The sequence below is a fragment of the Leptolyngbya sp. UWPOB_LEPTO1 genome (assembly GCF_017302695.1).
GTDB lineage: Bacteria > Cyanobacteriota > Cyanobacteriia > Leptolyngbyales > Leptolyngbyaceae > Leptolyngbya > Leptolyngbya boryana.
In genome coordinates this window covers 162,724-188,448 of sequence record NZ_JAFLCJ010000007.1, presented here as the reverse complement: position 1 = coordinate 188,448, position 25,725 = coordinate 162,724, and the positions used below count along the sequence as shown (strand labels likewise).

Here is a 25,725-nt window from a genome sequence, read left to right as displayed (position 1 = left end):
TTAGTCTTGATGGTATTGAATCACAAACTCATCATGGTCAGCCCCTTCTGCTTTGCTTTGTGTCTGGGTCACTTCTACCTCAGTCTCAAATCGGTTGCCTAAGCCCTTAACCAATCCAACAACCATGGGGGCAAGTCCTTCTCGATGCGTGTGGTATTCCAAAGTCATTGATGCTTCATCTGTCTCAGTGCACTCAAACGAAGGAGGCTGAAGTTTGGGAAAGGCAACGCCAACTCGTGCATGGAGGGTATCGAGATTCTGCAAGAATTCGGGTAAGTTCTCTCCACTCATTGCCATCAATTCTCCGTACCCTTCTTCTGCGGTATACTGCACCCAAAATTCGCCAAATGCCTGCATGATTTCGGCAGAAGAGAGTCCCAAGACCTGGCTGGCTGCTTTCACTAACCGATGAGTCAAGTCATCAGGATATCCTTCCATCGTCAGAAAAACGTCGATCTCAATATCAGCTTTTTGTCGAATTTCGTGCCAAGTTGCCTCACCAAAATGAGCGCAAACCATGTCGCGAATTGCCTTATTCACTAAGCCATACATAAAATATCTTTCCTTAGATGGATGGAAAATTAGTGAGCCTAGTATTCCCAGGAGAATAATCGACCCAACAGAGCGAGATTGCGGTTCGGTGAAGTTGGGGTTGACCGATTGAACTCTTTTGAACTTAGTGCAGTCAAAAGAGTATCCTCAATAAATTGAAGGCACATCTTTCAGTGTTAGCGGTAGCAATTTCTTGGATAGGTTCTACATTTCCGGTGCAAGCAAATGATTCTTCCTCAAATTCTGCGGATCAGGGCGATCGCGAACTGATTTTAGCTGCGATCGAGGGAGATACTCAGAGCTTCCGTCATCTGTATCGTCGCTATCATCCGCGTGTGCGTGCATTGCTCTACCAACTTTGTGATGTCTACGCCATTGATGATCTGGTTCAAGAAGTGTTTCTGCGAGTCTGGAAAGGCTTGCCTAAATTTCGGCAGTCTTCGCAATTCTCGACGTGGCTCTATCGAATTGTTTGGAATGTTGCATCCGACTATCGGCAATCTGCGGCAAAAGGTCGATCGCGCTTAGAAGTTTTGACTCAACAAGCTTCCAAGCAGCAGGATGCACCGGATCTCATGCAATTACATTACGAAGATATTGTTAGGCGAGGATTACAAGACTTAAGTTTTGACCATCGAACGGTCTTGGTGATGCATGATTTAGAAGGAATGCAGCAAAAAGAAATTGCGGACATTCTACAAATTCCAGTAGGTACAGTTAAATCTCGATTGTTTCATGCGCGTGGTGCGATGCGTCAATTTCTCGATCGTCAAGGAGTCCAATTATGAAACCTTTTCCTGAAGATGACGAGGATCTGACTCAGTTTCTCCAACGTCATCGGTCGAATCCTCCCCCTCCTGCCCTCGGCTTAGAAGACCAGATTATTCAATCCCTGCCGCGCAGAACTGCGCGATCGCGATCGCTGATTTTTCTAGTGACTGGAATTGCTGCCTGCCTTTTGGCAACGGTGATCACGCGACCTGGACAAACGCCTTATCCGGTGGCTGATGCCGATGAGATAGAAAGCTTTATGACCAGCAATTGGTCCAGTGTGGTGGAGGGAGCATCGATAAACGATATGCCCGATTATCTCGCCTTGGTTGAACCAAATTTGAATGAATAGGAGTTGAAATCTATGTTTCGTCGTGTCGCGATCGTGGCAGCTTCAACCGTGCTTGTTTTAGTGGGAAGCGCGGCGGTTTTGCGGGCGATCGATTTTGGAAATGAGAATTCACCTACGATCGCCCAGGCTCCCAACGAACGTCCTGGCAAGCGAGGACCTGGATTGATGCGTGACTTAAATCTCTCTGCTGATCAGATGCGATCGATCCAGCAGATTCGATCGCGCTATCGAGATCAATTAGACAGCGATCGCACGGCTGCCCGTCAAGCTCAACAAGAGTTACGCAAATTAATGGCTGGCTCGGCAAAAGACGATGAGATTCGCGATAAATTTCGCCAGGTTCAATCTCTCAGAGCAAAAGCCGCAGAAGCGCAATTCAACAGCATGTTAGAAATGCGCGGCGTTCTGACTCAAGAACAACGTCAGAAATTTTCGGAACACATGGAGAAACGGCGCGGAGAAATGCGAGAACGGTTTAGAGATAGAATGCCGGGGATTTGATGGGGGAATGGGGAATGGCGAATGATAAATTCCCCACTCTCCTACTTTTCTAAAAATCTTCCTCGTAACCTGCCGACTCTCCACCGCCGCCTTCATTGTCACGCTTCGAGCCGAGTAATTGCAGCCGATCGACTAGAATGACAGGAGACGACCGCGCCGCACCCGAATTTTTATCTGTCCAAGTATCGAGCTTCAGCGATCCCTTAACCCCGATTAAGCTACCTTTACGAACATAATTGGCAGCCACATCTGCTTGCTTGCCCCAAAGTTCTAAATTAAACCAATCTGGCTGATCGCTATTGCGTGTCTGACGATTCACTGCCAGCGTCAGCCGACACTTGACGCTGCCTGACTCAAAATACTTGACATCCGGATCTCCACCGACTCGCCCAACCAGCGTGACAACATTTAAGCTCATGGTTCTTTTGTACTAAATAATGCAGTTGCCTCCCATATTAAATGATTTTCTGGGTCATTGCTCTTAACTTGTGCTAACCCCTAGACTCAGGGGTGAAACTGTAATAAAATCCACTATCGATCAGCATCATTGCTTACCATTTCATTTGATCAGCGTACTCATTGCAGTTAAAGAGGCAAGAATCTAGTGGGTTTTTTCAATCGCTTCTCCCTCTCGCGGGACATGGGTATCGATCTCGGTACCGCTAACACCCTGGTCTACGTATCCGGAAAAGGTATTGTTCTCTCAGAACCTTCCGTCGTGGCGATCGACCAGTCTGACAGAGTCCCCTTGGCTGTCGGAGAAGACGCAAAGCGGATGCTAGGTCGAACTCCCGGAAACGTTGTGGCATTACGCCCACTTCGAGATGGCGTAATCGCCGATTTTGATACGGCTGAGTTAATGCTCAAACACTTCATTCAGCGCGTGCATGAAGGAAAAGCATTAGTTTCTCCGCGGATTGTGATTGGAATTCCTAGCGGTGTTACTGGCGTTGAACGCCGTGCGGTGATGGAAGCTGCGTCTCAGGCAGGTGCACGTGAGGTTTATTTGATCGATGAACCAGTAGCCGCCGCGATCGGGGCAGGATTGCCGGTTGCTGAACCCACAGGGAATATGATCATTGATATTGGTGGTGGGACAACGGAAGTTGCTGTTCTCAGCTTGCAAGGAACCGTTTTGAGCGAGTCGGTTCGAGTTGCAGGGGACGAACTCAGTGACGCGATCGTGCAATATATGAAAAAAGTCCACAACCTGGTGATTGGGGAACGGACGGCGGAAGAAATTAAAATTCAGATCGGCTCGGCATATCCGGGTGCAGTCGATGAAGAAATGATGGAAGTGCGCGGACTTCATTTGCTGTCTGGATTGCCACGAACTGTGACGATTAAGGGACCTGAAATTCGTGAAAGTATGTCAGAGCCTTTGTCTGTGATTGTCGATGCTGTGAAACGGACGTTGGAAAGAACTCCGCCAGAACTTGCCGCCGATATTATCGATCGAGGCATTATGTTGGCAGGTGGTGGAGCATTGCTCAAAGGCATTGATACCCTGATCAGTCATGAGACCGGAATCGTCGTACACGTTGCCGCTGATCCTCTCAGTTGTGTTGTGTTGGGAACCGGGCGCGTGTTAGAAAACTTTAAGCAATTAGAGCGGGTGTTTAGTACTCGTCCGCCTCGCTAAAGTTGTCCTGATAGGGCGACCTTAAGTGTGAAAATTGTGTTTAATCTTGCTTCGGTAAGGTGTATTGTTAGGCTGCTCACTGATTGAGAACGCGCTGAATGTACGAACTGCGTCGCTGGTGGGATCGATTTGGGATTCCATTCACTCTTGCTACTCTTGGATTGGGAACTGCACTCTTGATACGTCAGAGTCAGGCCGGGTTTGTGATGGAAACTTACCAGTGGTTAACTCGCCCATTTCAGAGTAAGCCAGTGGCGATGGATCGGTTGATGAATGCTCAAACCCGTGAGTTACAGCAGCGCTTAATCGAGCTAGAAAGCAAGAATCAAAAGCTGGAAGAACTGCTGGGATTCGCCAAGTCGAAGAAGGCAGAAGGGATTCCAGCCTCAGTGATTGGGCGGAGTGCGGATCATTGGTGGCAGCATGTGACGTTGAGTCGTGGCTCGAACGATGGTGTGAAAGAAGGAGCCGTGGTCATGAGTCCGGGCGGACTGGTCGGACGGATCATTGATGTTAGCCCGAGTACGAGTCGAGTGTTGTTATTGAGCGATCCTTCTAGTCGGGTTGGGGTTGCGATTAGCCGTAGTCGATTTATGGGCTATCTGCGCGGGAAAACAGGAAATCGTGCGGTTATGGAATTTTTTGAGAAGGTTCCAGATGTCCGCAAAGATGATGTGGTGACGACTTCTTCGTTTAGTCAACTGTTTCCGGCGGGAATTCCGATCGGACGAGTTGAATCTGTTGATCTCACCAAAAGTCCGGCTCCTGAAGCCACGATCGAACTGACTGCCCCGATTAATTATTTAGAGTGGGCAATGATTTATCCGCATTCTCCTGCTCTCGCAGATCCTCAACCTGCAGCTAAACCAAATCTGGTTCCGTCTCCCTCTGCCTCGCCTGATCCCACTGTTTCACCGAGTCCTGATGCTAGTTTGACTGTTTCGCCCACTCCTGAAGCTTTACCGAGTTCTACGCCATGAGCCTGCGTGCGATCGAGAATTTTGTCGATACCTATCCGAGCGCTCGCCCGCTTGTGAATGGAGCCGTAACTGTCGCATCGGTATTTTTATGTTTGTTGATTTTGCCTCTGCGATTGCCAGGAATGGAACTGGCAGGAATTAGTCCAAATTGGCTCTTAATTTGGGTGGTCGCTTGGAGTGTCAAACGAGTGGTTTGGCAAGGTGCAATGGCAGGTTTAATCTTAGGACTGCTGCAAGATGGCATGACTGCACCCGAACCGACTCATGCGATCGGCTTGATGATTGTGGGAGCTTTGACTGCAAAATTACAAAAGCAACGGTACGTGCAAGAAGACTTTATTTCTGTTGCACTCATTGTCTTTCTCATGGCAGTGATTTCAGAAACGATCACTGCGCTACAGTTTAGTTTCTTAGGGGAACGATCGCTGTCTGACATTTGGACGTATCACCAATTTATTGCGCTGAGTTCTGCAATTTTAAGCAGCTTGTGGGCACCGGTCGTTTATTTTCCACTGAATCGGTGGTGGGAAATGATGGGCATTGACGAACAGAGCTAAATCGATTTTAGATTGGGATTTTTAGACTGGGGATGGCTCAGTCTGAATTTGCGATCGACATAAATTTTGAAGATCAAGCGTGAATGAGGGGGTTGAACTAACGACCTCAAGATTTCGCGCGCAACTTAGATTGAGTAGCATAATATACTCACCTAGACTGATTTTTTGCTGTGAAATTACTTGCATTATTTTCTGCGATCGTTCACCCGTAACCGCTAGCATTGCCTTTGTTGTTGAAAGTGAGCACGATTGCGAATGCAATGATTTGAAAAGTAGATCAGCGTGCTGAGTTCGTTATCTTACTTTGAGCCATGATATTTCATCGAGCTTCTCGCAACTTAACCCGCAGGCAGTTCACCGCACTTTCGACTTTTGGTTTTCTCAATTTAATGGCTGCTAGTGCAGGGGCAACGATCTCTCTGCCGGATCTTGTTACTCCACCTCGATCGATGAAATTAGGGACGACGTTTAGCCAGTTGCAATGTTGGTATTTGGGATTGGATTATCGTGAGACATTCCAAGCGATTTGCGATTTGGGATTTAAGCGGTTGCGGCTGTGTGCTTATTGGCATGAATTGCAGCCGCAGGCGAATCAGTTTGATTTCAGTAAGATTGATTGGCTCTTAGATGAGAGCCATCGACGCGGGATTCAGGTCGTATTAGCAGTCGGTATGAAAGCGCCTCGCTATCCTGAGTTTCATTTTCCAGATTGGATGCGAGCAAAGTACGATACGACGAGTGCGAGGGTTTTGGATCGAGATCCTGCGATCGCGGATTTGACGTTGAAGATGCTCGATCGTGTTGTCAGTCATGCGAAAACGGCTCCAGCGATTCGGTATTGGCAAGTTGAGAATGAGCCGTTTACAACGCTAGAAATTACGCATGGGCGATCGTTGAGTGAGAAGTTTGTTCGACAAGAAGTGAAATTAGTACGATCTCGCGCGCAAGCAGGTCAGAAAATTTTACTAACGAATGCAATTACCCTCCCAGATGGACAGGGACAAGAAGACGATCAAGCCTTTCGAGCCAGTCTTTGGTTAGCCGATGCGATTGGATTTAATGTGTATACGAAAGTGCCACAAGGGGCGAGTCAGGCATATCTTGAGGCGCAGCCTTCGTATTGGAAAAAGTTAAAAGATTGGCGATCGCAGTTGCGACGATGGGGGAAAGAGAGCTGGATTGCTGAAGCACAGGCGGAACCTTGGGAGGCGAATGAGTTAGTTCCGGTATCGCAGCTTGAGTATCCGAGTTCATCCCCACTTCAGGCAACGAGTATTGTCGATCGAGTTCAAGAAATCGGCTTTGATCCGGTGATGTTGTGGGGCTGTGAATATTGGTATTGGCAGCGCAAGCAAGGGCGCGATCAGTGGTGGCTGGCAATGCAGCAATTGTTGAGTTTGTGATATCTCTTAATTGCTTCTGAGCGAGTCATTGACCGCAATAAATCTGATAAGGGGATAGGGTGAAGATCTGAAATCATGGTTTCTGCTCCTATCTCCCCAAGCGCACTTTTCCTCTCTTCAGGCGACACCATAGTCTGTATAGGGTCGTTTGTAAGGCGGCTGTAATCCTAAAACAATGTCTTCTCTAGGTACGCCCATCTTGATTAGCTCCTCAGCCGGATTCTGATCAGTTAGGTTCTGTTGAATCCAAATTTTTTCAGCCTTGATATCAATGTGCATGACACAACGGTAGATCCGATTCAACCCTTGCCAACCAACATTCATCCACTGATAATGATCCCGTTCAGCGTCAAGAATGAGTTGCACCTCAACTTGCTCATCTGAAATATCATCGCTGGCGTACTGGCTCAACAGCGTTTGAACATACTGGCGGTATTGAATTAGTTTGTCCATTGCATGATCACCTCATTGGCAGGATCGTACACAATTATTAGAACTTGATAGCGTTGTATCGCAATTTGGGTGAATTCGTACTGAAAAAAGGTTTGATAGGTATCGAACGGAACTGCAAGGTATAAGGTTCGATCAGGATGAATCGATTCTAAGGCAAGGCGATAGCTCAGAAATTGCCCTAATGCAGCGTAGAAATCTGTAATTGCTGATGGATTAAGAAAGCTTTTGATTTCGACTGCGATTTTCTCGCCCGATCGCTCTGCGGCAAGCAGTTGTTCTGCTCCTAAATCAACTTGAAAGTTGACGTTGCCAAATTTGAACTTCAAAGGATCGTCTGTGATCGTCCATTGTTCTTTCTGCAATGCGTGTTTGACAGCATCATGAAAAAAATCTTTGGCAGACACAGATCGAATCTCATTACGGCAAACTTATGATACTTTGTGCGATCGCTGTATTTTTGATGCGATCGCACAAGTGCAAAGCGATTTGCTAATCGTTCAAAAACTAAATCTATCGCAGCGCTGCTCAAAGTCGCGATTAACAACTTTGAGCAGTTCACTACTCTTCCTCGACTCGATAGCCAAATTCTGCAAGCTTGACTCGCGATTGTCGCCATTTCGGCATGACTTTCACAAATAGCTCTAAGTGAATTTTGCCTTCAACTAGCTTTTGCATTTGCTCGCGGGCAGCAGTCCCGATCGCTTTAATCATTCCTCCACCTTTGCCAAGCAAAATGGCTTTTTGTGAAGGACGTTCAACATTGATGGCAGCAAAGACTCGCGTGATCTTTTCTTCCTCCACAACTTTCTCAATTTCAACCGCAACCGAATGGGGAACTTCTTCACGAGTCATCATCAAGATTTGTTCTCGAATCAACTCGCCCATAATGAAACGTTCGGGCTGATCGGTGACTAAATCCGGTGGATAGTAGTAGGGGCCGGGTTCAAGCTGTTCGATAATTGCCTGCTGCAATTCTTCCATGCCATCGCCTTGCAGGGCTGAAAATTTTGCGATCGTCCAGTTTCGATCCGCCGCTAAGGTTTGGTAGGTTTGATCGAATTCTACATCTGATTGCTGATCAGATTTGTTCAAACCCAGAATGACAGGCGTTTCAGTCTGGGCTAGAAGTTCTGCAACATAGCGATCGCCTCCTCCTGCGACAACAGAGCAATCGACGACAAATAGAACCACATCCACTGAGTCGATCGCACTTTGAGCATTTTTGACTAAGACTCGTCCGAGTTGATGATGCGGTTTGTGAATCCCAGGGGTATCCACAAAGATAATTTGGGCTTCAGGCGTGGTTAAAATGCCCCGTAACCGATTTCGAGTTGTCTGGGCAACGGGAGAGGTGATCGCGATCTTTTGACCCACGAGAAAGTTCATAATCGTGGACTTGCCGACATTGGGGCGACCAATAATGCCAACAAAGCCCGATCGATAGTTCTCAGGCGGCGTGGGAATCGTGAAAATGTCTGGATGTTCTGACATTCCTAAATGAATTCTGTAATCTGGGACACTGTCTGACGTGGCGTATTAAACTCACACAGCCTATTCAGTGTAGGGGATTTATGGGTGAAGTCAAACGGATTGGAATTTTAACCAGTGGTGGAGACTGTGCTGGGTTGAATGCGATCATTCGCGCTGTGGTGTATCGAGCGACGGGCTATGGCTGGAAAGTGTTTGGAATTTCACGAGCGACAAACGGGCTGATGGCTCGCCCGCCAGAGTTTACGGCTTTGGAGATTGAAAAAGTCGATCGCATTTTGACCCAGGGTGGCACGATGCTAGGAACGACGAACAAAGGCAATCCCTTCGCTTTCCCGATGCCGGATGGGCAAATTCTCGATCGCTCTGAAGAGATTATCGAAGGCTATCGTATGCTCAACCTCGATGCCATCATTGGTATCGGGGGCGATGGCAGTATGGCAATTCTTCGCAAACTGGCGCAACAAGGCGGAATGAACCTCGTCACCATTCCGAAAACCATTGATAACGATGTCGATATTACAGAACAATCGATTGGATTTGATACGGCTGTGAATATCGCTACAGAAGCGCTCGATCGCTTACATTTCACAGCGGCAAGTCATTCGCGCGTGATGATTTTAGAAGTGATGGGACGAGATGCCGGACATATTGCCATTAGTGCAGGAATCGCCGGGGGAGCGGATGTGATTTTGATTCCTGAAATTCCCTATACGATTAGCAATTTGTGTCGCAAATTGGATGAACGGCAAGCCCAAGGTAAAAATTATTCATTGATTATTGTTTCGGAAGCAGTCAAAACTGAGGCAGGTCAAGCCGTCAACTGTACTCATGCATTTGGAGAGATGCGATATGGAGGAGTCGGACAGTATCTTGCCGATGTCATCCATGAATGTCATGGTGCAGAAACACGAGTGACGGTGCTAGGACATGCTCAGCGAGGCGGCACACCTTCCCCGCTCGATCGCTTACTGGCTTCTGCCTTTGGAGTTGCCGCAGTGGATCTGATCGCGCAAGGTAAGTTTGATCGCATGGTGGCTTGGCGCGATCGCAATGTGATCGATGTACCGATTTTGGATGCCATTCAGCAGTACTGTGTGGTCGATCCAGATAGTACACTCGTCAGGACGGCACGAGGGTTAGGAATTTATTTGGGAGATTGAATGACGGTTATTTTGACAAATGATGATGGCATTGATGCCCCAGGCATTCGAGCTTTACTGAAAGCGGTGAATGGATCTGGAATTTTGGTTGCGCCAAGTGGTCATTATTCCGGTTGTGGGCATCAAGTCACAACGACCGCACCGATTCGAGTTGAGAAAAGAACTGATCAAGAATATGCGATCGCGGGTACTCCAGCGGATTGTAGTCGCATTGCGCTAAATTATCTTTTTCCTGATACTAAGCTAGTTCTGTCAGGTATTAACTCCGGTGGTAACATGGGCGTTGATGTTTATATTTCAGGAACGGTTGCAGCAATTCGAGAAGCAGCATTTCATCGTGTGCCTGGAATCGCCATCTCACAATATAAAAAAGGTAGAATTCCGGTGGATTGGGAACGCTCGGCACGATGGGCAGCCCGAGTTGTCGAGCATCTCGCAAATCGTCCCTATGAGCCGGGATTTTATTGGAATGTGAATCTTCCCTACGTTGAACCTGATGATCCTGAGCCTGAAATGGTGTTTTGTCATCCTTGCACTCAGCCCTTACCAACGGATTTTCGGATTGAGGGCGATGAGTTTTATTACTGCGGCGAATATGGGGCGAGAAAGCGCGATCGCGGTTCTGACGTTGAGATTTGTTTGTCTGGAAAGATTGCGATTACTTACCTCAGCATTTAGAATTAGTACAAAACAACTCAAGGCATACAAATGGCAAGGCTGAGAAGGATTTGCCCATTTATTCCAGCAGGTGACGATGTTGCAAAGACGATCGCATTCTATGAGCAGAAGCTAGGCTTCAAGCGTCAATGGCAAGATAGCGAAACACCTGAATTAGCTTTGATTACGCGCGATGACATTGAGTTATTTCTACAAAAGAATCCAGATCCAGAGTGCGCGGAATGGACAACTTTGAGAGTTGAAGTGCAGGACATTGCTGACCTATATCGGGAGATTGTGGAGCGCGATCGTACCCTGATTCATCCCAATGGCAGGTTAGAAAAGAAATCTTGGGGAAGTACTGACTTTACGATTCTCGATTGCAATGATGTTTGTATTACTTTTTATGAGTTCTAACGGGTTTTGGTAGTTCATTGCAGTGGTTTACATCAGTTCAAACAGCAAAGAAGCAAAACGACAAAGCCTTGGAACTAGGAGATTTAGATTCTAGTTCCAAAGCTTTCTCATGCACTAATTGCTAAGCAAATCGTTTACGCAAACGATTGATTCCACACAGCAGACCAGAAACCGCTAACCCTGGAAGCGGCGTGAAGCCGAAAGGCACAGGCGTAGCCTCTCCGACTTGAAGACTGCTAATTCCTGCTGCTCTCAGATCCGAGCCGCCTACAGCAATCTGGATTTGGTCGAATGTTACCCCTGTAAAGCCATAGTATTCTCCGGGAGGTCCATTAGTGACACTACTAGAGGTGAACGATTCTATCAGTGTGCCATTCAGTAGGGCTGTGAAGGTTACAGTAGGTGTACTACTGTAGATTTTGAAGGCTGCCTGCGTTTGGGGAGATGCGAACTGGATAGAGAAGGGGTTCACAGTTGTCATTCCATTGGAAAGACTAGTGATATTGAATGCAGATGCCGAATCTTGGTAAGGGAATTCGCCAAAACTTATAGTGTCAAAATCCGCAGACCCCACAAAATAAAGGTTAGAAAACGTGACTCCCACGCTGGAATATTGATTAGTAAGCGCAGTTGTACCAAATGATCCCCCGCCAGCCAGGTCACTAAAGTCGATCGTTTGAGCCGGATTTGCAAGTCCAGTGGGCGAGGTATCAATTGCTAACGCATGAGCCGGGGCAATATCAACACTCGATAGTGCGATCGCTATCGCTGCTCCAGCTTGAGCAACGAGCGTACACTTCAAAAATGAGTTCATCGTCTAACACCTGTTAGGAAACAAGACCATTTTGTTGATCTCTTAACCTGCGCCATCCACAGTTCTGCTTACATCTATTCTCTTGCATTTAGAGAAAATGTGAAGATATACTGACTTGTTTTTCCAATGCACCTCGCAATTCGCGCCATACTTTCGATGTCACCCCAATTATGCAAGGCAGTACAACGTTACGACGCACACTCACTTACTTGCTCCCGTCAACACAGGCTCAGGCAACGCTCCTTGCATTCGACCTAGCCAATCGATCAAATTGCTCAATTGTTGATCTGCACTTAGCGCACCTAAACCGCGCACAGTGACTTTTCCAGCCGTGAAGATAAAGCGCGATCGCAAATGATCGGGTAAGTTCTCTTTCAGCAGATTCCAAGCGGGTTCTTCCATTGGAGTCTCTAAAATCACATGTTGCTTGCCTTCGGGCTTGATGCGTGAGAAACCAAGCTTTTTCGCAATTTGCTTGAGTTCCATCACTCTTAGCAATTGTTGGGCAGCGAGTGGAATCTGTCCATACCAATCAATCCAATCGGCTGAAACTTGCATCAGTTCAGTTTTGGATTGAGCCGCAGCAACCGCGCGATAAGCGGACATTTTCTGATCGAGATCGGGAATGTAATCGGCGGGAATAAATGCCGTCAGGCTGAGATCAATCTGCGTGTCATCGACTTGCGGAATCTCTTGACCTCGAATCTCTTGAATCGCTTCTTGCAGCATTTCCATGTAGAGATCAAACCCGATCGCATCCATCTGCCCCGATTGTTCTGCACCGAGTAAGTTACCGACTCCTCGAATCTCCATATCTCGAACGGCTAATTGATAGCCTGATCCAAGCTGTGTGAATTCTTGCAAGGCTCGAAGTCTTTGTCTGGCATTGTCTGAGAGTTGATGTTGCTTGGGATAGAACAACCAGGCATGAGCTTGAATTCCCGCCCGTCCGACTCGACCTCGAAGCTGATAAAGCTGCGATAAGCCAAATTTCTGAGCATCCTCGATGAGAATTGTATTGACTCTGGGAATGTCTAACCCAGATTCGATAATCGTGGTACAGAGTAAAACATCTGCTTCGCCTGCACCAAACGTTAGCATCACTGATTCGAGTTCAGCTTCGGGCATCTGCCCATGCGCGATCGCAATTCTCACACCCGGAATCATTTCTCGAATGCGCGCTGAAATCTCTTCAATTCCTTCGACACGCGGCACAACATAAAAGATTTGTCCCCCACGATCGAGTTCTTGGCGAATTGCCGATCGCACCATTTCCCCATCGTAAGGAGAGAGATGTGTTTTAATCGGACGACGCGATGGGGGTGGAGTCGTAATTAAACTCATTTCTCGCACCCCTGAAAGTGCCATATACAAGGTTCTCGGAATTGGAGTTGCACTGAGCGTCAGAACATCAACTTGCGTTTTCAGGGATTTGATCTTCTCTTTCTGATTCACTCCAAATCGTTGTTCTTCATCGACCACGAGTAAGCCTAAATCTTTGAATGCAACGCCTTTTCCGAGAAGCTGATGGGTTCCGACAACAATGTCAAGTTCACCTGTGATCATTCGACGCTGAATATCTTTGCGTTCTTCGGCAGATCGAAATCGATTGAGCAATCCCACTTGAATCGGATAGGGGGCAAACCGCTCTTTAATTGTGTGATAGTGCTGCTGAGTCAGAATAGTCGTCGGTGCGAGTAACGCAACTTGCTTTCCAGCCGTTACTGCTTTGAAAATTGCTCGAATTGCAACTTCAGTTTTACCAAAGCCAACATCACCGCAGACTAAACGATCCATCGGTCGATCGCTTTCCATATCGAGCTTCACATCTTGAACTGCTTTTAACTGATCCGGTGTGGGCTGGTAAGGGAAAGAATCTTCCATCTCTTGCTGCCAAGGCATGTCAACCGGATAAGTAAAGCCTTGCTGCTGAGCGCGTTGTGCATAGAGTTGTAGCAAATCGACTGCAACTTTTTTAACGGCTTTGCGAACTTTGCTTTTCGTTTTTTCCCAAGCTTTACTCGACATCTTGTTTAGCTCAGGCTTGGCATCGCCCATGCCTCGAAAACGCGAGAGTGAACCGAGTTGATCCGCAGCGACTCTTAGCAATCCGTCTGCATACTTCAGAACGAGATATTCACGAGTTTCATTGTTAATCGTCAAGCTTTCGAGCTTGATAAATTGCCCGATGCCATGACTTTTGTGAACGACAAAATCGCCTTGCTCTAGCTTGTTTGGATCGACTTGTTTTGATGCGGCTCGGCGACGTTTGCGAACATAAGTTGGAGTTGCTAACGTTTGCTGTCCAAAGAATTCTTTATCTGTAACAACGACTAACCGAAACGTTGGGAGAATGAACCCTTCAAGTTCTGCTAAGCCAGAGTATTTGACTGCGACAGGAACGTGTTGAATTTGCAGTTTCTCGATCGCTAAATAATCTTTCGGATTCGGAACGAACTGCGCTGGACAGTCATGTTCTTGAAGCAAAGCAACCGAGCGAGAAGGCTGTGCTGAAACGAGCCAAATTGCAAAATTACGATCGCGTTCCCCCCTCAATGTCTCGGCTAATCGCGCAAACTGATGGGGAATTGCTGGAACCGGACGACTTGAAAGGTTCAGACCATTGTTGACCTCTGCTAACTCAGCGAGATTAATCCGCTCGAACCTCGCCAATTCGACCAGCGAATCCTCGAACGATCGATGAATCTTGGGCACAGTCGGCTTAACTTCTTGCCAATGCTCTTCGACATGTTCCAGCCAGCGATCGCTGTGGGCTTGCGCCATGTCTGGCTCATCGAGTGCCACCAGCGTATTCTCAGGTAAATAATCGAGCAAAGAAGCTGGCTGCTCAAATGCCAAGCCTAAAAAGCGGCGAATTCCCTCGATCGGTGTACCTTCGACAAATCGCTCTTGGTCTTCAGGTGAGAGAAGATCGAGAACGTCTTCTCCGAGTGCAGATTGAATAATCGGGCTAAAGCTCGTCGGCGTGAAGGTAACTTGCGTGACGCGATCGAGCGATCGCTGCGTAGACGGATCAAACTCCCGAATCTGATCCAACTCGTCGCCAAATAGCTCTAAGCGCACAGGAAGTTCTGCGGCAACGGGAAACACATCAATAATGTCGCCTCTACGGCTCCACTGCCCTTCGGTTTCGACCAAATTCGATCGCTCATATCCCAACTTCGCCAACGTATCGCTTAACTGAGCGAGATTGAGGCTACTTCCTTTCTCTAACGTCAGAAAATAGGGCAAAAAAGCGGCAGGCGGTGGTAAATGGGGCTGGAGCGCGCGCTCAGTTGCCACGATCGCAATCTTCTCTCCCGCTTTTACTAGATCCGCGAGCGTCTGCAACTGTCCCCAAGTCATCTCCGCTTCCGGGTCAAACGGTTCATACGGCGAAGATTCCGATGTGGGATAAAAATGCACCGTATTCCAGCCCATCGCATCCATCTGGACACTCCATCGCCCAGCTTCTTCCAAAGTCGAAGTTACGACTAAAAGCGTGCGATCGCTTGCCTGTGCCAACGTCGAAGCGACAATTCCTTTCGCCAAACGAGAAAGACCACTCAAATTCAGTGTCGAATTTTGTTTCAGTTTGCTCAGGAGTTCTGCCGTGAGCGGCGATCGACCCAGTGCGCGAATAATCGAAGAAAAAGCCATGTCGGACAAGAGGAGCTGAAATGAGTCTTTACATTGTATCGAATCCCGTTTCTGCTGGTTGGCAGAAGATCTCTCGCCTCAATGAACTCACCATTCAGGGATACACTAATACGGTCGGATTTAAGCTTTTTCAAATTCCCCGATGAATTCGTTCACTACAGATTTACTAATTATTTTGTTACTGACGCTAGCAAATGGGCTATTTGTCATGTCCGAGTTAGCGATCGTCTCGGCTCGCAAAATCCGACTTCAGCAAAACGCCAATCAAGGTGATACCCGAGCCAGAGCCGCACTCCGCTTAGCTGAAGAACCGAACAATTTTTTAGCGATCGTTCAAGTCGGGATCACGTTGATTGGGATTGCATCGGGTGCATTTGGGGAACAGGCATTAACAAAACAATTAGAACCGTTTTTCAGTTCAATTCCATTTTTACGTGGGTATAGTCAGCCGCTTTCTTTCGGGATTGCAATTCTGACTTTGACGTATTTAACGCTGATTGTCGGGGAATTAGTTCCCAAACGAGTCGCGCTGAATTCACCGGAGCAGATTGCATCCTGGGCAGCCGTCCCCATGAGTCTGATGGCAAAAGCTGCGGCTCCGATCGTCTACCTGCTCAGTGCTTCAACGAATGTCGCAGTTCGATTTTTGGGAATTCGCCCCTCGGATGATCCGCCCGTCACTGAGGAAGAAATCCGCGTCATGATCGAGCAGGGAACCGAAGCGGGGATGTTTGAGCAGGCGGAAGAGGACATCATGAAACGGGTATTTCGATTGGGCGATCGTCGAGTCAGTTCGCTGATGACTCCTCGTTTAGAAATCACCTGGATTGATTTAGAAGATTCCGAAGACGAAATTCGCCGCCAAATGATGGAAAGCGCTCATTCGAGATTTCCGGTCTGTCAAGGTGGACTCGACAATCTTCTCGGCATTGTCCAGACCTATGATCTGCTCGTTAAAACAATGTATGGTCAATCTCTGGATGTTCGCACTTCGCTGCAGCCTCCCGTGTTTGTGCCAGAAAGTACTCGCGCGCTGAAAGTGTTGGAATTATTTAAGCAAACCGGAACTCAAATCGCATTTGTAGTCGATGAGTATGGCGTGATTCAGGGCTTAGTGACGTTGACGGATGTCCTACAAGCGATCGTCGGTGACATTCCCACCGTTGAAGAGTTGGCAGAACCTCAAGCGATTCAGCGCGAGGATGGAACTTGGTTACTTGATGGCATGTTACCGATTTACCAATTCAAGGAAATTCTCCATATTGAAGATCAGGAATTGCCGGGAGAGCAACGGGGGAGCTATCAGACTTTAGGCGGGTTTGTGGTGATGTATTTAGGAAAAATTCCCACTGCTGCTGATCATTTTGAGTGGGAAACCCTGCGCTTTGAAGTCATGGATATGGATGGAAATCGAGTAGATAAGGTGCTCGTTGGGGAAGTACATCCAGGAACTACGACATCTTGAGGTTTCGCAAGTTTTGCAGTACAACAAAGATATTGAATCGAGCGATCCCCATGATTAATACTGAACATGCAGACTTGCTCAAACTCAGTCCTTCTGAACGTCTCTTGTTAGTGCAAGATCTGTGGGACAGCATAGAAGCAGAAGATATTCCTCTCACAGATTGGCAGAAAGACGAACTGGATCGTAGAAAAGCAGCTTATCAAGCCGATCCTTCTACAGGTCGTTCGTGGGAGGACGTGAAACGGCGCATTATTGAGAAACATGGCTAAAAGGATTACGCTCACTCCTGAAGCGGAGGACGATATCGACCAAGGATATTTTTGGTACGAAAGTAGAAAGATTGGATTAGGCTTACACTAGCTTCCAACGCCTTGCACAATATGTTTCACGGTCGTTAAGGTTTCTAGTCCAATCAATCCGCGTCGATGTCCTTTCTGATTGGACATGCCGAGAAAGATTGCATCGCCTCGCTTCGGATTGCGATAAAACCGAGGCGACGTATTGATATAAGTCGAAGCACTATTCACCCCGAGGGCAAACTGCCGACTCTCCTGATAAGATTCGCTGACTAAACAATCGGCATGACCACTACTGTAGTGATTGATCAAATCGATCGCGCTAGTCAAGCCATCTACCATTCTAAAGCTGACAATACGATCGAGATAAGCCTGTCCCCATTCGACATCTTCTGTTAGTCGCAAGCCTGGAAATTGTTCGACTAAATTCACATCACCTCGAATCTCAAATCCTTTCTCGCGCAAGCTATCCCACAGCATCACGAGAGACGAAAAATTTTGCTGTCGATGAATTAAAACTTTCTCGATCGCATTGACCGGATCAGGCTCACTCAAATGGCTATCGACGATCATCGATCGCGCCAGATCCAAACTGCCCGACGGCGACCAATATAAATAACAATTGCCCATTGCCGATCGTAAAACTGGAGCCGTTGCCTGTCTTACGACTTGTTGCACTAAGCTCGGTCTTCCGTAAGGAATGATCAGATTGAGATAGCGATCTTGACTAATCAAATCCCGAATCGGCGTACTTTCGCCGGGAAGCAGTTGCACACTCTCGATCGGGAGTCCTTCATCTTCTAAAGCCTGTGCCAGCGTTTCAGCAATTACACTATTCGAGTGGCTCGCCTCATTTCCACCTCGCAGCACCAGACAATTTGCTGTTTTGATACACAATCCAGCCGCGATCGCACTGAGTTCTGGAAACGCTTCATAAATCAGGGCGACGACTCCAAGCGGCATCAACTGCGAATAGGTCTGAGCGCGATCGACTTGAAAATTGGCAGGCATCACCCGTCCGATCGGATCTGGCAACTCACTCAGGCGATTGAGAATTTGCACTGTATTTTGAATCCGCTCCGGAGTTAATTTCAGCCATTCCAGCAGCAAGTCTGAAATCGCCATCTCTCGACTAATTTCGAGATCGAGCGTATTCGCCTCCAAAATATCCATTTGGCGACGACACAACGCTTGCGCCATTGCCTGCACTGCCCGACTCCGGTTCACACCACTTGTCGCCGCTAAAGCCAGCGAAGTTGTATGAGCCGATCGCAGCGTTGAAATCGGGTCAAATGCTCCCAGAGAATCCGTTGTCATTGGGCTTACCGCCGATAGGCTAACCAAACCATTAAGGCGGGCAGCACGGCTAACACCAGCGCTACGATCGCCCACAACATAATACTGGCTCCGGACGGCGAATGAAGCGCAACGGGTAGCCAAATACTCAACAGCACTAGGAGAATACCGAGTGCTAGGGGTAAATAACTGTCTCCAAGTCCAGGCTGGACAATATTCCACTGGTGACCTGTCCAACGCCACGATCGCTTGTAAGGATAGCTGGTCGCGAGCTGTTCGATCACGTAGCCGTTTTCTTCGAGGACGAAGATCTGCTGGCAGCGATCACAGCCAAATGCGTCAGTTAGCGCGATCGGGACAAGGCGACCGCGACGGCGGCACGGACAGGGATAATCCGTACTGAGTTCGATCTTTTGGTGCTTCTGGGTCTGCACGAGTAATAGAAGTTTTTTTAAATTCAAGTTGATCGGTATCTTTGCGGCGGGATAATTTCCACTGCACCCAGTCACATCCTAAACTTGAGCAGTATACTCAACTTCTGAAGGTGACGATGATCGAAATTCTATCATTTTCACTCTAGAGACACAGACTCTTTAAGATTGACATTACGATTGCTCTGTAACATTTATTCATTTATGGCGAAGAAACCCACCGATCGCAACGGTTCCGGCGCAGGCAAGCAGGATCGCATTGTTTACTCTGAGTTTGGCAATTCAGAGGAGGTGTTCGAGCGGGCGGTTCCCGATTTGCCTCCGAATCAGCAAAATCTTCGGGTGCAGGTGTCACGCAAAGGTCGTGGGGGGAAAACGGTGACGGTGATCTCTGGGTTCCAAAGCAAGCCGGAAACGCTGAGCGATTTGGTGAAGAAATTAAAAGCGCAGTGTGGAACTGGGGGGTCAGTGAAAGAGAACACGATCGAGATTCAAGGGGATCATGCTCAGAAGTTAGTACAACTCTTAACAGGACTCGGATATAAGGCAAAAATTAGCGGCGGTTAGTTTACGTAAAGATCAGTTGCTGCTTGATGCCGATCGAGGCTCGTGCGTGGAGATAAACCGGATCGGGTTTGTGCTGAATGGCGCGATCGTAAGACGCGATCGCGTTGCCATAGGCTGCCATTTCAGTTAGCATGGCTCCCCGATTGAACCAGGCTGCATGATAGTCAGGCTTTAGAAAGACCGCTTGATCGTAATCTCTCAATGCCTCGGCGTAGCGCTTTAATCCGGAGAGTGCATTCCCTCGATAGTTCCAAGCCGTCGCACAGGTTGGATCGGCTTGAATCGCTTGATCGAAATGGGCGATCGCTGTTAGAAATTCACCCTGCTGACAACATTCGCATCCTTGCTCTAGGCGGTTCATTTTTTTACTCCATAGGCTCACTTGAATTGTCGAAGCAAACTGCGTTGCTGTCCGGGTGGGATTTCTCACCAGAATTGAGCCGGATTTACGACTGCAATATTGACGAGTGCGATCTACATTTAAGAGTTAAAGCCCTTGAGGAAAATGCTGTGGATTTGACTCTTCATACGGTGATTGAATTGCTTCTGGGCATCAGTTTGAGTGCAGCGGCAGGATTTCGCGTCTTTGTGCCACTGCTAGCGCTGAGTGCGTTCTCGGTTTTGGGACACTACGATTTGCCGAGCAGTTTTGATTGGATTGAGAATCAGCAGGCATTGACGTTATTCGCGATCGCAACCGTTCTCGAAATTATTGGTTACTCAATTCCTTGGTTTGACCATGCACTTGATGTTTTAGCCACTCCAGCCGCAATGATTGTCGGGACAATTGTGGCAGCATCGGTTTCACCGGATATGAATCCGTTGATTCAATGGACGTTAGCGATCGTTGCTGGAGGCGGAACAGCCGGAATTACGAAGCTATTCACAAATCTGCTGCGCGGGACTTCGACAGCAGCTTCAGGAGGTTTGACGAATCCGATTTTTGCAGCGATTGAACTTGTGATTGCGACTGCATTGTCGGTTTTGGCTTTTACAGTTCCAGCGCTAGCAGGACTATTGGTGATTGGATTATTCGGATTTGGAATTTCTCGGATTATACAGCTTGTCATGCGCTGGCGGACTCGCGATCGAGGAGCAAGTCCAGCGAAATAGAGTCTCCCACTCCCCACTCCCCACCAAATTTCTAGTAGCCCAACCATTTACGGAACCTACTCTTTTGCTCGTGTGTCTTTACTTATGCAATCTCCATCAGTTTAGGAAAAATTGAGATTCCTGTTTTTAGAGGATGCCGTTTGTCAGTAAATGACCCTTGACAGTTCGACAACGCCATCTCGCTAAACTCTAACGCTACAGACACCCGAAAATGACAAACTTAAAATTGTTTTCTTTGGTTGGCACTGCTCTGACTTTAGTAAGTTGTGCCGTTATAAATTCTTCGCCGCGCGCAGTCTCTCAACCTTCGGCACAACCTGTGCAAGATAATCTCATTGGGCTTTTCATGCTCAAACGTAACAATCTCAATCAACAGTATCGAGGAGAAATTTATCCGATCGCACAATACAGGAACGGACGCTACACCGATGCTAGCCTCGACGTAACTCCAGAAGTTCGAGAAGATTCAAAAGAAGCAGAGATCGTTCAGCGCAATGCGGCAAACAGTGTGCTCAATACGAATCCGACTTTCACGATCGCGAATCCAGGTTATGCCTTGGGCAAATTCAGCGTCGATCGACTGGGAGTAGGTCAATTTGCTTGTTCTGCGGTTTTAGTTGGACGAGGAAAGCTTGCGGGACAGTCAGATCTCAACCTCGCATTTAATCAGCTTCCTCGCGCTAGCCAAAGAACCTCAAGTGGGGTCTTCAATGGTCAAGAATTTGATGAAACTTGGCGTTCCGCGATCGCTGCAAAAGTAACGACCCCGGCTACAACAGTTCGCCCAACTCGTGCCCAACTCGATCAATATCGCAAAGATTTAATCCGGATTGGGACAAACGAAATCGCCAAGAACCCACAGGCAAAATCAGTTCAAGGAACAGTCACACTCGTTGAACTCCGAGTGTTTGATCTCAATGGCGATGGTCAGCCAGAAGTGTTTGGAAAGTTAAGGAAAGCTCCGGCACGAGCGGTTCAACCCAACCGAGATCGACCAACTGTTAGCTCAATCTATGCCAATGTTTGGTTAGGCTATGGCGCGTCTCAACCGCAACTTCTTTCATCTCAGGCTGTTCCTTACTTTGTGCCTGCTATCGAGGCTGGACGAATCTATGAAATTGTCGGCACGATCGATGCAAATGGAGATGGTCAACAAGAAGTACTGATTCAGAACAATGGGTATGAAGCCATTACTTTCAGCCTTTACGAATTACAAGGAAACCAGTTGAAATCGGTGTTCACGGGCGCAGGCTATGGTTGCTAAACCCTGCTTTAAACTTGCATTTTAATCTCAACCTTCTTCATCGAACTGAATTGAAAAGCCAGCTTATCACTGGCTTTTGCTGTTTCATCTCTCTATTTCACCAACTGTTTGAGCACGTTGATGTAGCAGTCGATCGCGTGATCTTTGAACCGTTGGCTAATAAAGTTTAGACTGAAGCGTTTGCCAATCCGAATTTCCTTATCGACTGATTTATAACCTTGCCACCATCGCGGTAGCTCTGGTACGAGATCCATTCCATGAACAATTCGATAGGTATTCGGAACCCGCTCATTGTAGGAATCTCGAAATCCACCATTTCCCACTGCGGGTGAACCGTAAGTATAAGATTCGACCGTAATCTTTGCTGAAAAATTGTATTGCAGATCGACGGCACACAATGTTGCCAATGCTCCCCCTAAACTATGCCCAGTCGTAACCACATTCGTGACTTCACTCGTCCTAATGTAATCATGAATTTGATTGCGAACGGCAAAGTAAGCCGCTACAAACCCGCTATGCATCTGCGCGTTTGAACTATTCTTCGTTGCATAAGGATAGGTTTTCTCTTTAGGTTCGACAATTAACTCCTGAATCACATTTTGATCAAACTGGGCGCGCTCTAATCGTGTAGTAAAATCAGTTTCCCAATCCTGAGACGAATCACTACCTCGAAAGACGATCGTGGCAGATGTTCCTTCGGTGAGAATGGCGCACTGCGTATCTGTTTTCGCTTCGCTGATCAAGACTGGAGTGAGAGTGATGCCGTCAAAACGAACTGTATCAAAGTTTTCGTAGACTTTTTTACAGAAGAGGGCATACTTTGCGGCTTTTGAGTAGTCGATCGACATCATGACCCCTGGAATTATGGATATTATTGGTCAATACTGACTACCATAAGCACTCAGCAATTTCCAAACGATCGACGTAAATCTATACGTCTTAATCTTTGACAATCCTCGATCGCTGATTGGAACTCAAGCCCAAAATCTTGCAAGCTCATTTCTGTGCATGAATGTAATCTACAAAGTAAAACTTCGGACGAAGCCAAAACTTTAGTCCACCATAAATGCCTAGCCCCAAAACTGCGATCGCAATGCCGGGTAGACCGAGTTTCAATCGGAGCGCATCTGGCAAAAGTGCAACGATCGCAACCGTGAGCGCAAAGTAAATTAAGAGTGCTATCTGTAAGCGATCGATCGTTAAGAGTGCTTTACGACAGCTACTACAATGCTGTGTGTGTTGTTGATAGCGATCGAGAACCTGCTCACGATGATCATTCCAGCGCGGTTGTGCTTCGAGTCCAACTTCGCGCCACGGCAGATGTCCTTGGCAATATTGATCGAACCAGTTGCGAAACTCAATGACTAAACGATCTGCGCTCGTCGGTAACTTATAGGCAGTTTTCCAACTTTCGGCGCGCGTTTTTTGATGCAAAAAATACTCTTGCTGCTGAAGTAAAATCATATCTCCATCTAGCACCTGATTGCGCGTCTGGATATGTTCCCACCAGCGCGGCGTAAATCGATGCAGGGCTTGTGCAAAGTTGCGCGGGAACTGAGCGACAATTCTCGATTTTCCTGGAGCCACAGGAATGCAATAGGTCACGAGTCCCACTTGCTTGCCGCTATCCCCAAACTGAATGGCATACTCTAAACGGCAAGGAGGCTCAAACGTAATTGTTGCAGGAAATCGCCCTGAAGCAGTTGCTTCAATCCGTTCGGGTGTCGATTGCACAATTTTAATGGGCATTGGGGCGGCTTTATTGCGATCGCCTTGGACTCCGTGATGTGCAAAAGGCACATGACTCGGATCAGTGACATTTTCGACTAAGGTCTGCCAGTCGTATTCTAGATCGCGCACGAAAGAAGACCAGACAAAGCCTTTACTTGCATCGATCTGAGGCGATAAAGGCAACGGAGTTTGTGCAGCTTGCTCAGGAGATGCTGGATCGAGCCAAACCCAAAGTAACTCTTGCTGCTGTTGCACCGGAAACGCGATCGCGCATAAATTATCTTGATTTTTACTGACTAATTCTGGATTGTCCGCTTGGGGAATCTGAGTACAAACGCCTTGCGAGTCAAATTGCCAGCCGTGGTAGCTACACATCAAATTTCCCGTTTTTTCGTCAATTCGCCCTTCGCTGAGTGGAGCAAGACGGTGAGGACACTGATCTAAGAATACTTGAAACGTCTCAGCAGACTTCGGTTTCCAGATGACTAGCCGTAATCCTAGTACGGTGACTGCGGTAGGTTGATTGATCTCTAGATCTTCAATAGGAGTAAGCGGATACCAGTGCTGAAAGAAGTTAAATTGAGGTTTCATATATTTTGATCTGAATCGTTGAACTGAAAGAGCGATCGCTCATTGTGAGATCTCATTGTGAGACATCATCGCTTTTGGCAACTATCCTACCTCTAACTCTACCTCTGATGTTCTGTGTTGTGCTTTAATGGTGGCTTGAATTGGGTGCTGGATTGTGAAGGTAGTAGTTCCAGACAAACTTTTTTAGAAACGCTTGAGTTTTGAACAAGTGAGTTCATTCTCTTTGGTTCCAAGGGTGTGATCCAAGTCGGAATGTCATTGATTTTTAAGCAATATGAAAACATCCACGATTTTTTTAAGCTCGCGGCTGAGTATTGTGCTTGCCGCTGGACTTGTGCTTGGTTTATCTACAGTGGCTAGAGCGCAGAAACAGCCAGCGATCGACGAATCCTTTGCCCGTGCTGCTCTGATTGTGAAAGTGTTTGATCAGTTGTCTACTCAATGTGCAGCAGGGCGGAGTTTTAATGCTAGTGAATCCGCATCTATCGCTGCTTGGGAAAAGGGACAAAATGTGACTGCGCTTCGGACTCAAATTCAGGGGCTATCCGCGGATATGCAGCGCCAACTGGACAAAGGAGCTTCAATTTTGCTCACTGCTCTGACTCAGAAACAGCCCAATGCTGATCCCTGTAATCTTGCTGTATCGGTTACACGGCTTGCTTCACCCACAGTCGCAACCGCAGGTTCACCATCGACGAACAATACCAAGCCACAGCAGGTCACAAATTCTGGGTCTAGAACGACGAATCGTTCAAGCAATCCAACAGCGATGTCGTCTAAATCTGACTCTGATGTTTCCAAGGTAGTTGCGACGATCGACTCTTTTGGTTTCAATATGCGAACCATGATGGGCGTTGGTGGATTCTTGACGCAGGATATCTATCCGGTTGTGCTGTTTCGGAATGGCGAAGCGCTCACCGATGTGAAAGGTTTGATGTATGCGGGTGGCCTGGATGCCTATCGACGCGCCCATCCTGAAGACTGGACGCAGTGGCAGCGCAGCGGCGGACGGGTGCAATTAAAAACTGCTAAGGGATGGAAGGCACTCCCTTTTCCCACAACTTATCAATCTTTACCGAGTCAGTTTCGCTTAAATGGAACCTATCGATCTCTTTCCGGGACGGGCAACGTCGCGATCGGCGGGAGTGCTTCTGTAGCGGCGTGGCGTGCTTACACGTTTTTTCCAGATGGTCGAATCGTACGAGGTAATGGTGCGGGTTCATCCGCATCAAGTGGGGGCAGTAGTGTGGTCACATCCTCGGTCGCACCGAACCAACGGGGACGGTACCAAATCGATGGGTTAGTCTTGCGGATTAACTATGACGATGGGACGACAGAAAACCGCATCATTATTACCGATCCCAAAGACCCCAAGAGTGCGATTTGGCTGAATGGCACGGGTTATGTTAGACGCGGTAAATAAGTCGTTCTCGTTTGCATCTCGCCCCGCATTGAAAATACGGGTCTAACTGTGCGAAGTAGGTTGAAACCCACTGAATTCGGGGCGAGATAGAACGGAGCGAGAGAACTTGCCGAACTGGTGTTGAATTATGCTCATCTA

Annotated in this window: 28 protein-coding genes; 16 read left to right on the top strand and 12 right to left on the bottom strand. The window is 47.6% G+C overall.

Annotation, left to right across the window (positions count from 1 at the left end; all coding sequences use genetic code 11):
• Positions 1-552 carry a heme NO-binding domain-containing protein gene (locus J0L70_RS13300; RefSeq protein ID WP_287454937.1) on the bottom strand — a complete coding sequence of 184 codons (552 nt, stop codon included), beginning with the start codon at positions 550-552 and terminating at the stop codon, positions 1-3.
• A gap of 173 nt (positions 553-725) precedes the next feature.
• Here J0L70_RS13300 and J0L70_RS13295 point away from each other — a divergent pair, with 173 nt between their 5' ends.
• Genes J0L70_RS13295 through J0L70_RS13285 form a run of 3 tightly spaced genes read left to right on the top strand, consistent with a single transcriptional unit; the run spans position 726 to position 2,176 of the window.
• Positions 726-1,340, top strand: coding sequence for a sigma-70 family RNA polymerase sigma factor (locus J0L70_RS13295; protein ID WP_225903959.1), 615 nt, complete (start codon positions 726-728; stop codon positions 1,338-1,340).
• Positions 1,337-1,675: a hypothetical protein gene (locus J0L70_RS13290; protein WP_268242034.1), complete on the top strand. Its 339-nt coding sequence runs from the start codon at positions 1,337-1,339 to the stop codon at positions 1,673-1,675. The genes J0L70_RS13295 and J0L70_RS13290 overlap by 4 nt, the downstream gene beginning before the upstream one ends.
• Before the next feature lie 12 nt (positions 1,676-1,687).
• A complete protein-coding gene (locus J0L70_RS13285; RefSeq protein WP_268242033.1) occupies positions 1,688-2,176 on the top strand; it encodes a Spy/CpxP family protein refolding chaperone in 489 nt (162 codons plus the stop codon).
• 49 nt (positions 2,177-2,225) lie between these two features.
• Here the strand turns inward: J0L70_RS13285 and J0L70_RS13280 are convergent, their stop codons facing one another.
• Complete coding sequence (locus J0L70_RS13280; RefSeq protein WP_017287314.1) at positions 2,226-2,594, bottom strand: single-stranded DNA-binding protein; 369 nt, start codon at positions 2,592-2,594, stop codon at positions 2,226-2,228.
• 222 nt (positions 2,595-2,816) lie between these two features.
• Here J0L70_RS13280 and J0L70_RS13275 point away from each other — a divergent pair, with 222 nt between their 5' ends.
• The 4 genes from J0L70_RS13275 (at position 2,817) to J0L70_RS13260 (ending at position 6,758) form a co-directional block, all read left to right on the top strand.
• A complete protein-coding gene (locus tag J0L70_RS13275) occupies positions 2,817-3,818 on the top strand; it encodes a rod shape-determining protein (protein ID WP_017287315.1) in 1,002 nt (333 codons plus the stop codon).
• 98 nt (positions 3,819-3,916) lie between these two features.
• Positions 3,917-4,798 (top strand): rod shape-determining protein MreC, encoded by an 882-nt coding sequence (gene mreC / locus J0L70_RS13270; RefSeq protein WP_268242032.1) that lies wholly within the window; start codon positions 3,917-3,919, stop codon positions 4,796-4,798.
• Positions 4,795-5,355, top strand: coding sequence for a rod shape-determining protein MreD (gene mreD / locus J0L70_RS13265; RefSeq protein WP_017287317.1), 561 nt, complete (start codon positions 4,795-4,797; stop codon positions 5,353-5,355). Before mreC ends, mreD begins: the two co-directional genes overlap by 4 nt.
• A gap of 311 nt (positions 5,356-5,666) precedes the next feature.
• The gene (locus J0L70_RS13260; protein WP_190651623.1) at positions 5,667-6,758 is read left to right on the top strand and encodes a beta-galactosidase; all 1,092 of its coding nucleotides are present in this window, start codon (positions 5,667-5,669) and stop codon (positions 6,756-6,758) included.
• Between the two features lie 117 nt (positions 6,759-6,875).
• Here J0L70_RS13260 and J0L70_RS13255 read toward each other — a convergent pair whose 3' ends face one another.
• From J0L70_RS13255 to era, 3 genes are all read right to left on the bottom strand, one after another.
• Positions 6,876-7,211, bottom strand: a complete 336-nt coding sequence (locus tag J0L70_RS13255) for a XisI protein (RefSeq protein ID WP_287454935.1) — start codon at positions 7,209-7,211, stop codon at positions 6,876-6,878.
• Positions 7,199-7,615: a XisH family protein gene (locus J0L70_RS13250; RefSeq protein WP_190651626.1), complete on the bottom strand. Its 417-nt coding sequence runs from the start codon at positions 7,613-7,615 to the stop codon at positions 7,199-7,201. Before J0L70_RS13250 ends, J0L70_RS13255 begins: the two co-directional genes overlap by 13 nt.
• 154 nt (positions 7,616-7,769) lie before the next feature.
• Positions 7,770-8,702, bottom strand: coding sequence for a GTPase Era (era, locus tag J0L70_RS13245; protein ID WP_287454933.1), 933 nt, complete (start codon positions 8,700-8,702; stop codon positions 7,770-7,772).
• Positions 8,703-8,782: 80 nt separating this feature from the next.
• Between era and J0L70_RS13240 the strand changes: the two genes are divergently transcribed.
• From J0L70_RS13240 to J0L70_RS13230, 3 genes are read left to right on the top strand one after another with little or no spacing between them, the layout of a single operon-like run.
• Positions 8,783-9,862, top strand: coding sequence for an ATP-dependent 6-phosphofructokinase (locus J0L70_RS13240; protein ID WP_017287322.1), 1,080 nt, complete (start codon positions 8,783-8,785; stop codon positions 9,860-9,862).
• Positions 9,863-10,540 carry a 5'/3'-nucleotidase SurE gene (gene surE / locus J0L70_RS13235; RefSeq protein WP_287454931.1) on the top strand — a complete coding sequence of 226 codons (678 nt, stop codon included), beginning with the start codon at positions 9,863-9,865 and terminating at the stop codon, positions 10,538-10,540.
• 30 nt (positions 10,541-10,570) lie between these two features.
• Entirely contained in the window at positions 10,571-10,936 is a 366-nt protein-coding gene (locus tag J0L70_RS13230; RefSeq protein ID WP_287454929.1) for a glyoxalase superfamily protein, read from the top strand.
• 121 nt (positions 10,937-11,057) lie between these two features.
• Here J0L70_RS13230 and J0L70_RS13225 read toward each other — a convergent pair whose 3' ends face one another.
• Both J0L70_RS13225 and mfd read right to left on the bottom strand, forming a co-directional pair.
• Positions 11,058-11,750, bottom strand: coding sequence for a PFE-CTERM domain-containing protein (locus J0L70_RS13225; RefSeq protein ID WP_287454927.1), 693 nt, complete (start codon positions 11,748-11,750; stop codon positions 11,058-11,060).
• A 201-nt stretch (positions 11,751-11,951) separates the two neighbouring features.
• Positions 11,952-15,410 carry a transcription-repair coupling factor gene (mfd, locus tag J0L70_RS13220; protein WP_287454925.1) on the bottom strand — a complete coding sequence of 1,153 codons (3,459 nt, stop codon included), beginning with the start codon at positions 15,408-15,410 and terminating at the stop codon, positions 11,952-11,954.
• A gap of 142 nt (positions 15,411-15,552) precedes the next feature.
• Here mfd and J0L70_RS13215 point away from each other — a divergent pair, with 142 nt between their 5' ends.
• Positions 15,553-16,875: a hemolysin family protein gene (locus tag J0L70_RS13215; protein ID WP_017287328.1), complete on the top strand. Its 1,323-nt coding sequence runs from the start codon at positions 15,553-15,555 to the stop codon at positions 16,873-16,875.
• A 50-nt stretch (positions 16,876-16,925) separates the two neighbouring features.
• Positions 16,926-17,144, top strand: a complete 219-nt coding sequence (locus J0L70_RS13210; RefSeq protein ID WP_017287329.1) for an addiction module protein — start codon at positions 16,926-16,928, stop codon at positions 17,142-17,144.
• A gap of 87 nt (positions 17,145-17,231) precedes the next feature.
• On the opposite strand, the gene J0L70_RS13205 is transcribed toward J0L70_RS13210, so the two are convergent.
• Together J0L70_RS13205 and J0L70_RS13200 are read right to left on the bottom strand one after the other, a co-directional pair.
• Positions 17,232-18,488, bottom strand: a complete 1,257-nt coding sequence (locus J0L70_RS13205) for a glutamate-5-semialdehyde dehydrogenase (protein WP_190651640.1) — start codon at positions 18,486-18,488, stop codon at positions 17,232-17,234.
• A 5-nt stretch (positions 18,489-18,493) separates the two neighbouring features.
• Positions 18,494-18,901: a hypothetical protein gene (locus J0L70_RS13200; protein WP_026148526.1), complete on the bottom strand. Its 408-nt coding sequence runs from the start codon at positions 18,899-18,901 to the stop codon at positions 18,494-18,496.
• 201 nt (positions 18,902-19,102) lie between these two features.
• Here J0L70_RS13200 and J0L70_RS13195 point away from each other — a divergent pair, with 201 nt between their 5' ends.
• Entirely contained in the window at positions 19,103-19,465 is a 363-nt protein-coding gene (locus J0L70_RS13195) for a translation initiation factor (RefSeq protein WP_287454922.1), read from the top strand.
• Position 19,466: 1 nt separating this feature from the next.
• Here J0L70_RS13195 and J0L70_RS13190 read toward each other — a convergent pair whose 3' ends face one another.
• Positions 19,467-19,826 carry a tetratricopeptide repeat protein gene (locus J0L70_RS13190; protein ID WP_144056177.1) on the bottom strand — a complete coding sequence of 120 codons (360 nt, stop codon included), beginning with the start codon at positions 19,824-19,826 and terminating at the stop codon, positions 19,467-19,469.
• Between the two features lie 26 nt (positions 19,827-19,852).
• Here J0L70_RS13190 and J0L70_RS13185 point away from each other — a divergent pair, with 26 nt between their 5' ends.
• Both J0L70_RS13185 and J0L70_RS13180 read left to right on the top strand, forming a co-directional pair.
• Positions 19,853-20,578 carry a DUF4126 domain-containing protein gene (locus tag J0L70_RS13185; protein WP_287454921.1) on the top strand — a complete coding sequence of 242 codons (726 nt, stop codon included), beginning with the start codon at positions 19,853-19,855 and terminating at the stop codon, positions 20,576-20,578.
• A gap of 211 nt (positions 20,579-20,789) precedes the next feature.
• Positions 20,790-21,842, top strand: coding sequence for a hypothetical protein (locus J0L70_RS13180; RefSeq protein ID WP_287454920.1), 1,053 nt, complete (start codon positions 20,790-20,792; stop codon positions 21,840-21,842).
• 92 nt (positions 21,843-21,934) lie between these two features.
• Here J0L70_RS13180 and J0L70_RS13175 read toward each other — a convergent pair whose 3' ends face one another.
• Together J0L70_RS13175 and J0L70_RS13170 are read right to left on the bottom strand one after the other, a co-directional pair.
• The gene (locus J0L70_RS13175; RefSeq protein ID WP_268242023.1) at positions 21,935-22,693 is read right to left on the bottom strand and encodes a lipase family protein; all 759 of its coding nucleotides are present in this window, start codon (positions 22,691-22,693) and stop codon (positions 21,935-21,937) included.
• 145 nt (positions 22,694-22,838) lie between these two features.
• Positions 22,839-24,164 carry an aromatic ring-hydroxylating dioxygenase subunit alpha gene (locus tag J0L70_RS13170; RefSeq protein WP_287454919.1) on the bottom strand — a complete coding sequence of 442 codons (1,326 nt, stop codon included), beginning with the start codon at positions 24,162-24,164 and terminating at the stop codon, positions 22,839-22,841.
• 274 nt (positions 24,165-24,438) lie between these two features.
• Here J0L70_RS13170 and J0L70_RS13165 point away from each other — a divergent pair, with 274 nt between their 5' ends.
• Positions 24,439-25,587, top strand: coding sequence for a hypothetical protein (locus J0L70_RS13165; protein WP_287454918.1), 1,149 nt, complete (start codon positions 24,439-24,441; stop codon positions 25,585-25,587).
• The last annotated feature ends 138 nt before the right edge of the window (positions 25,588-25,725 follow it).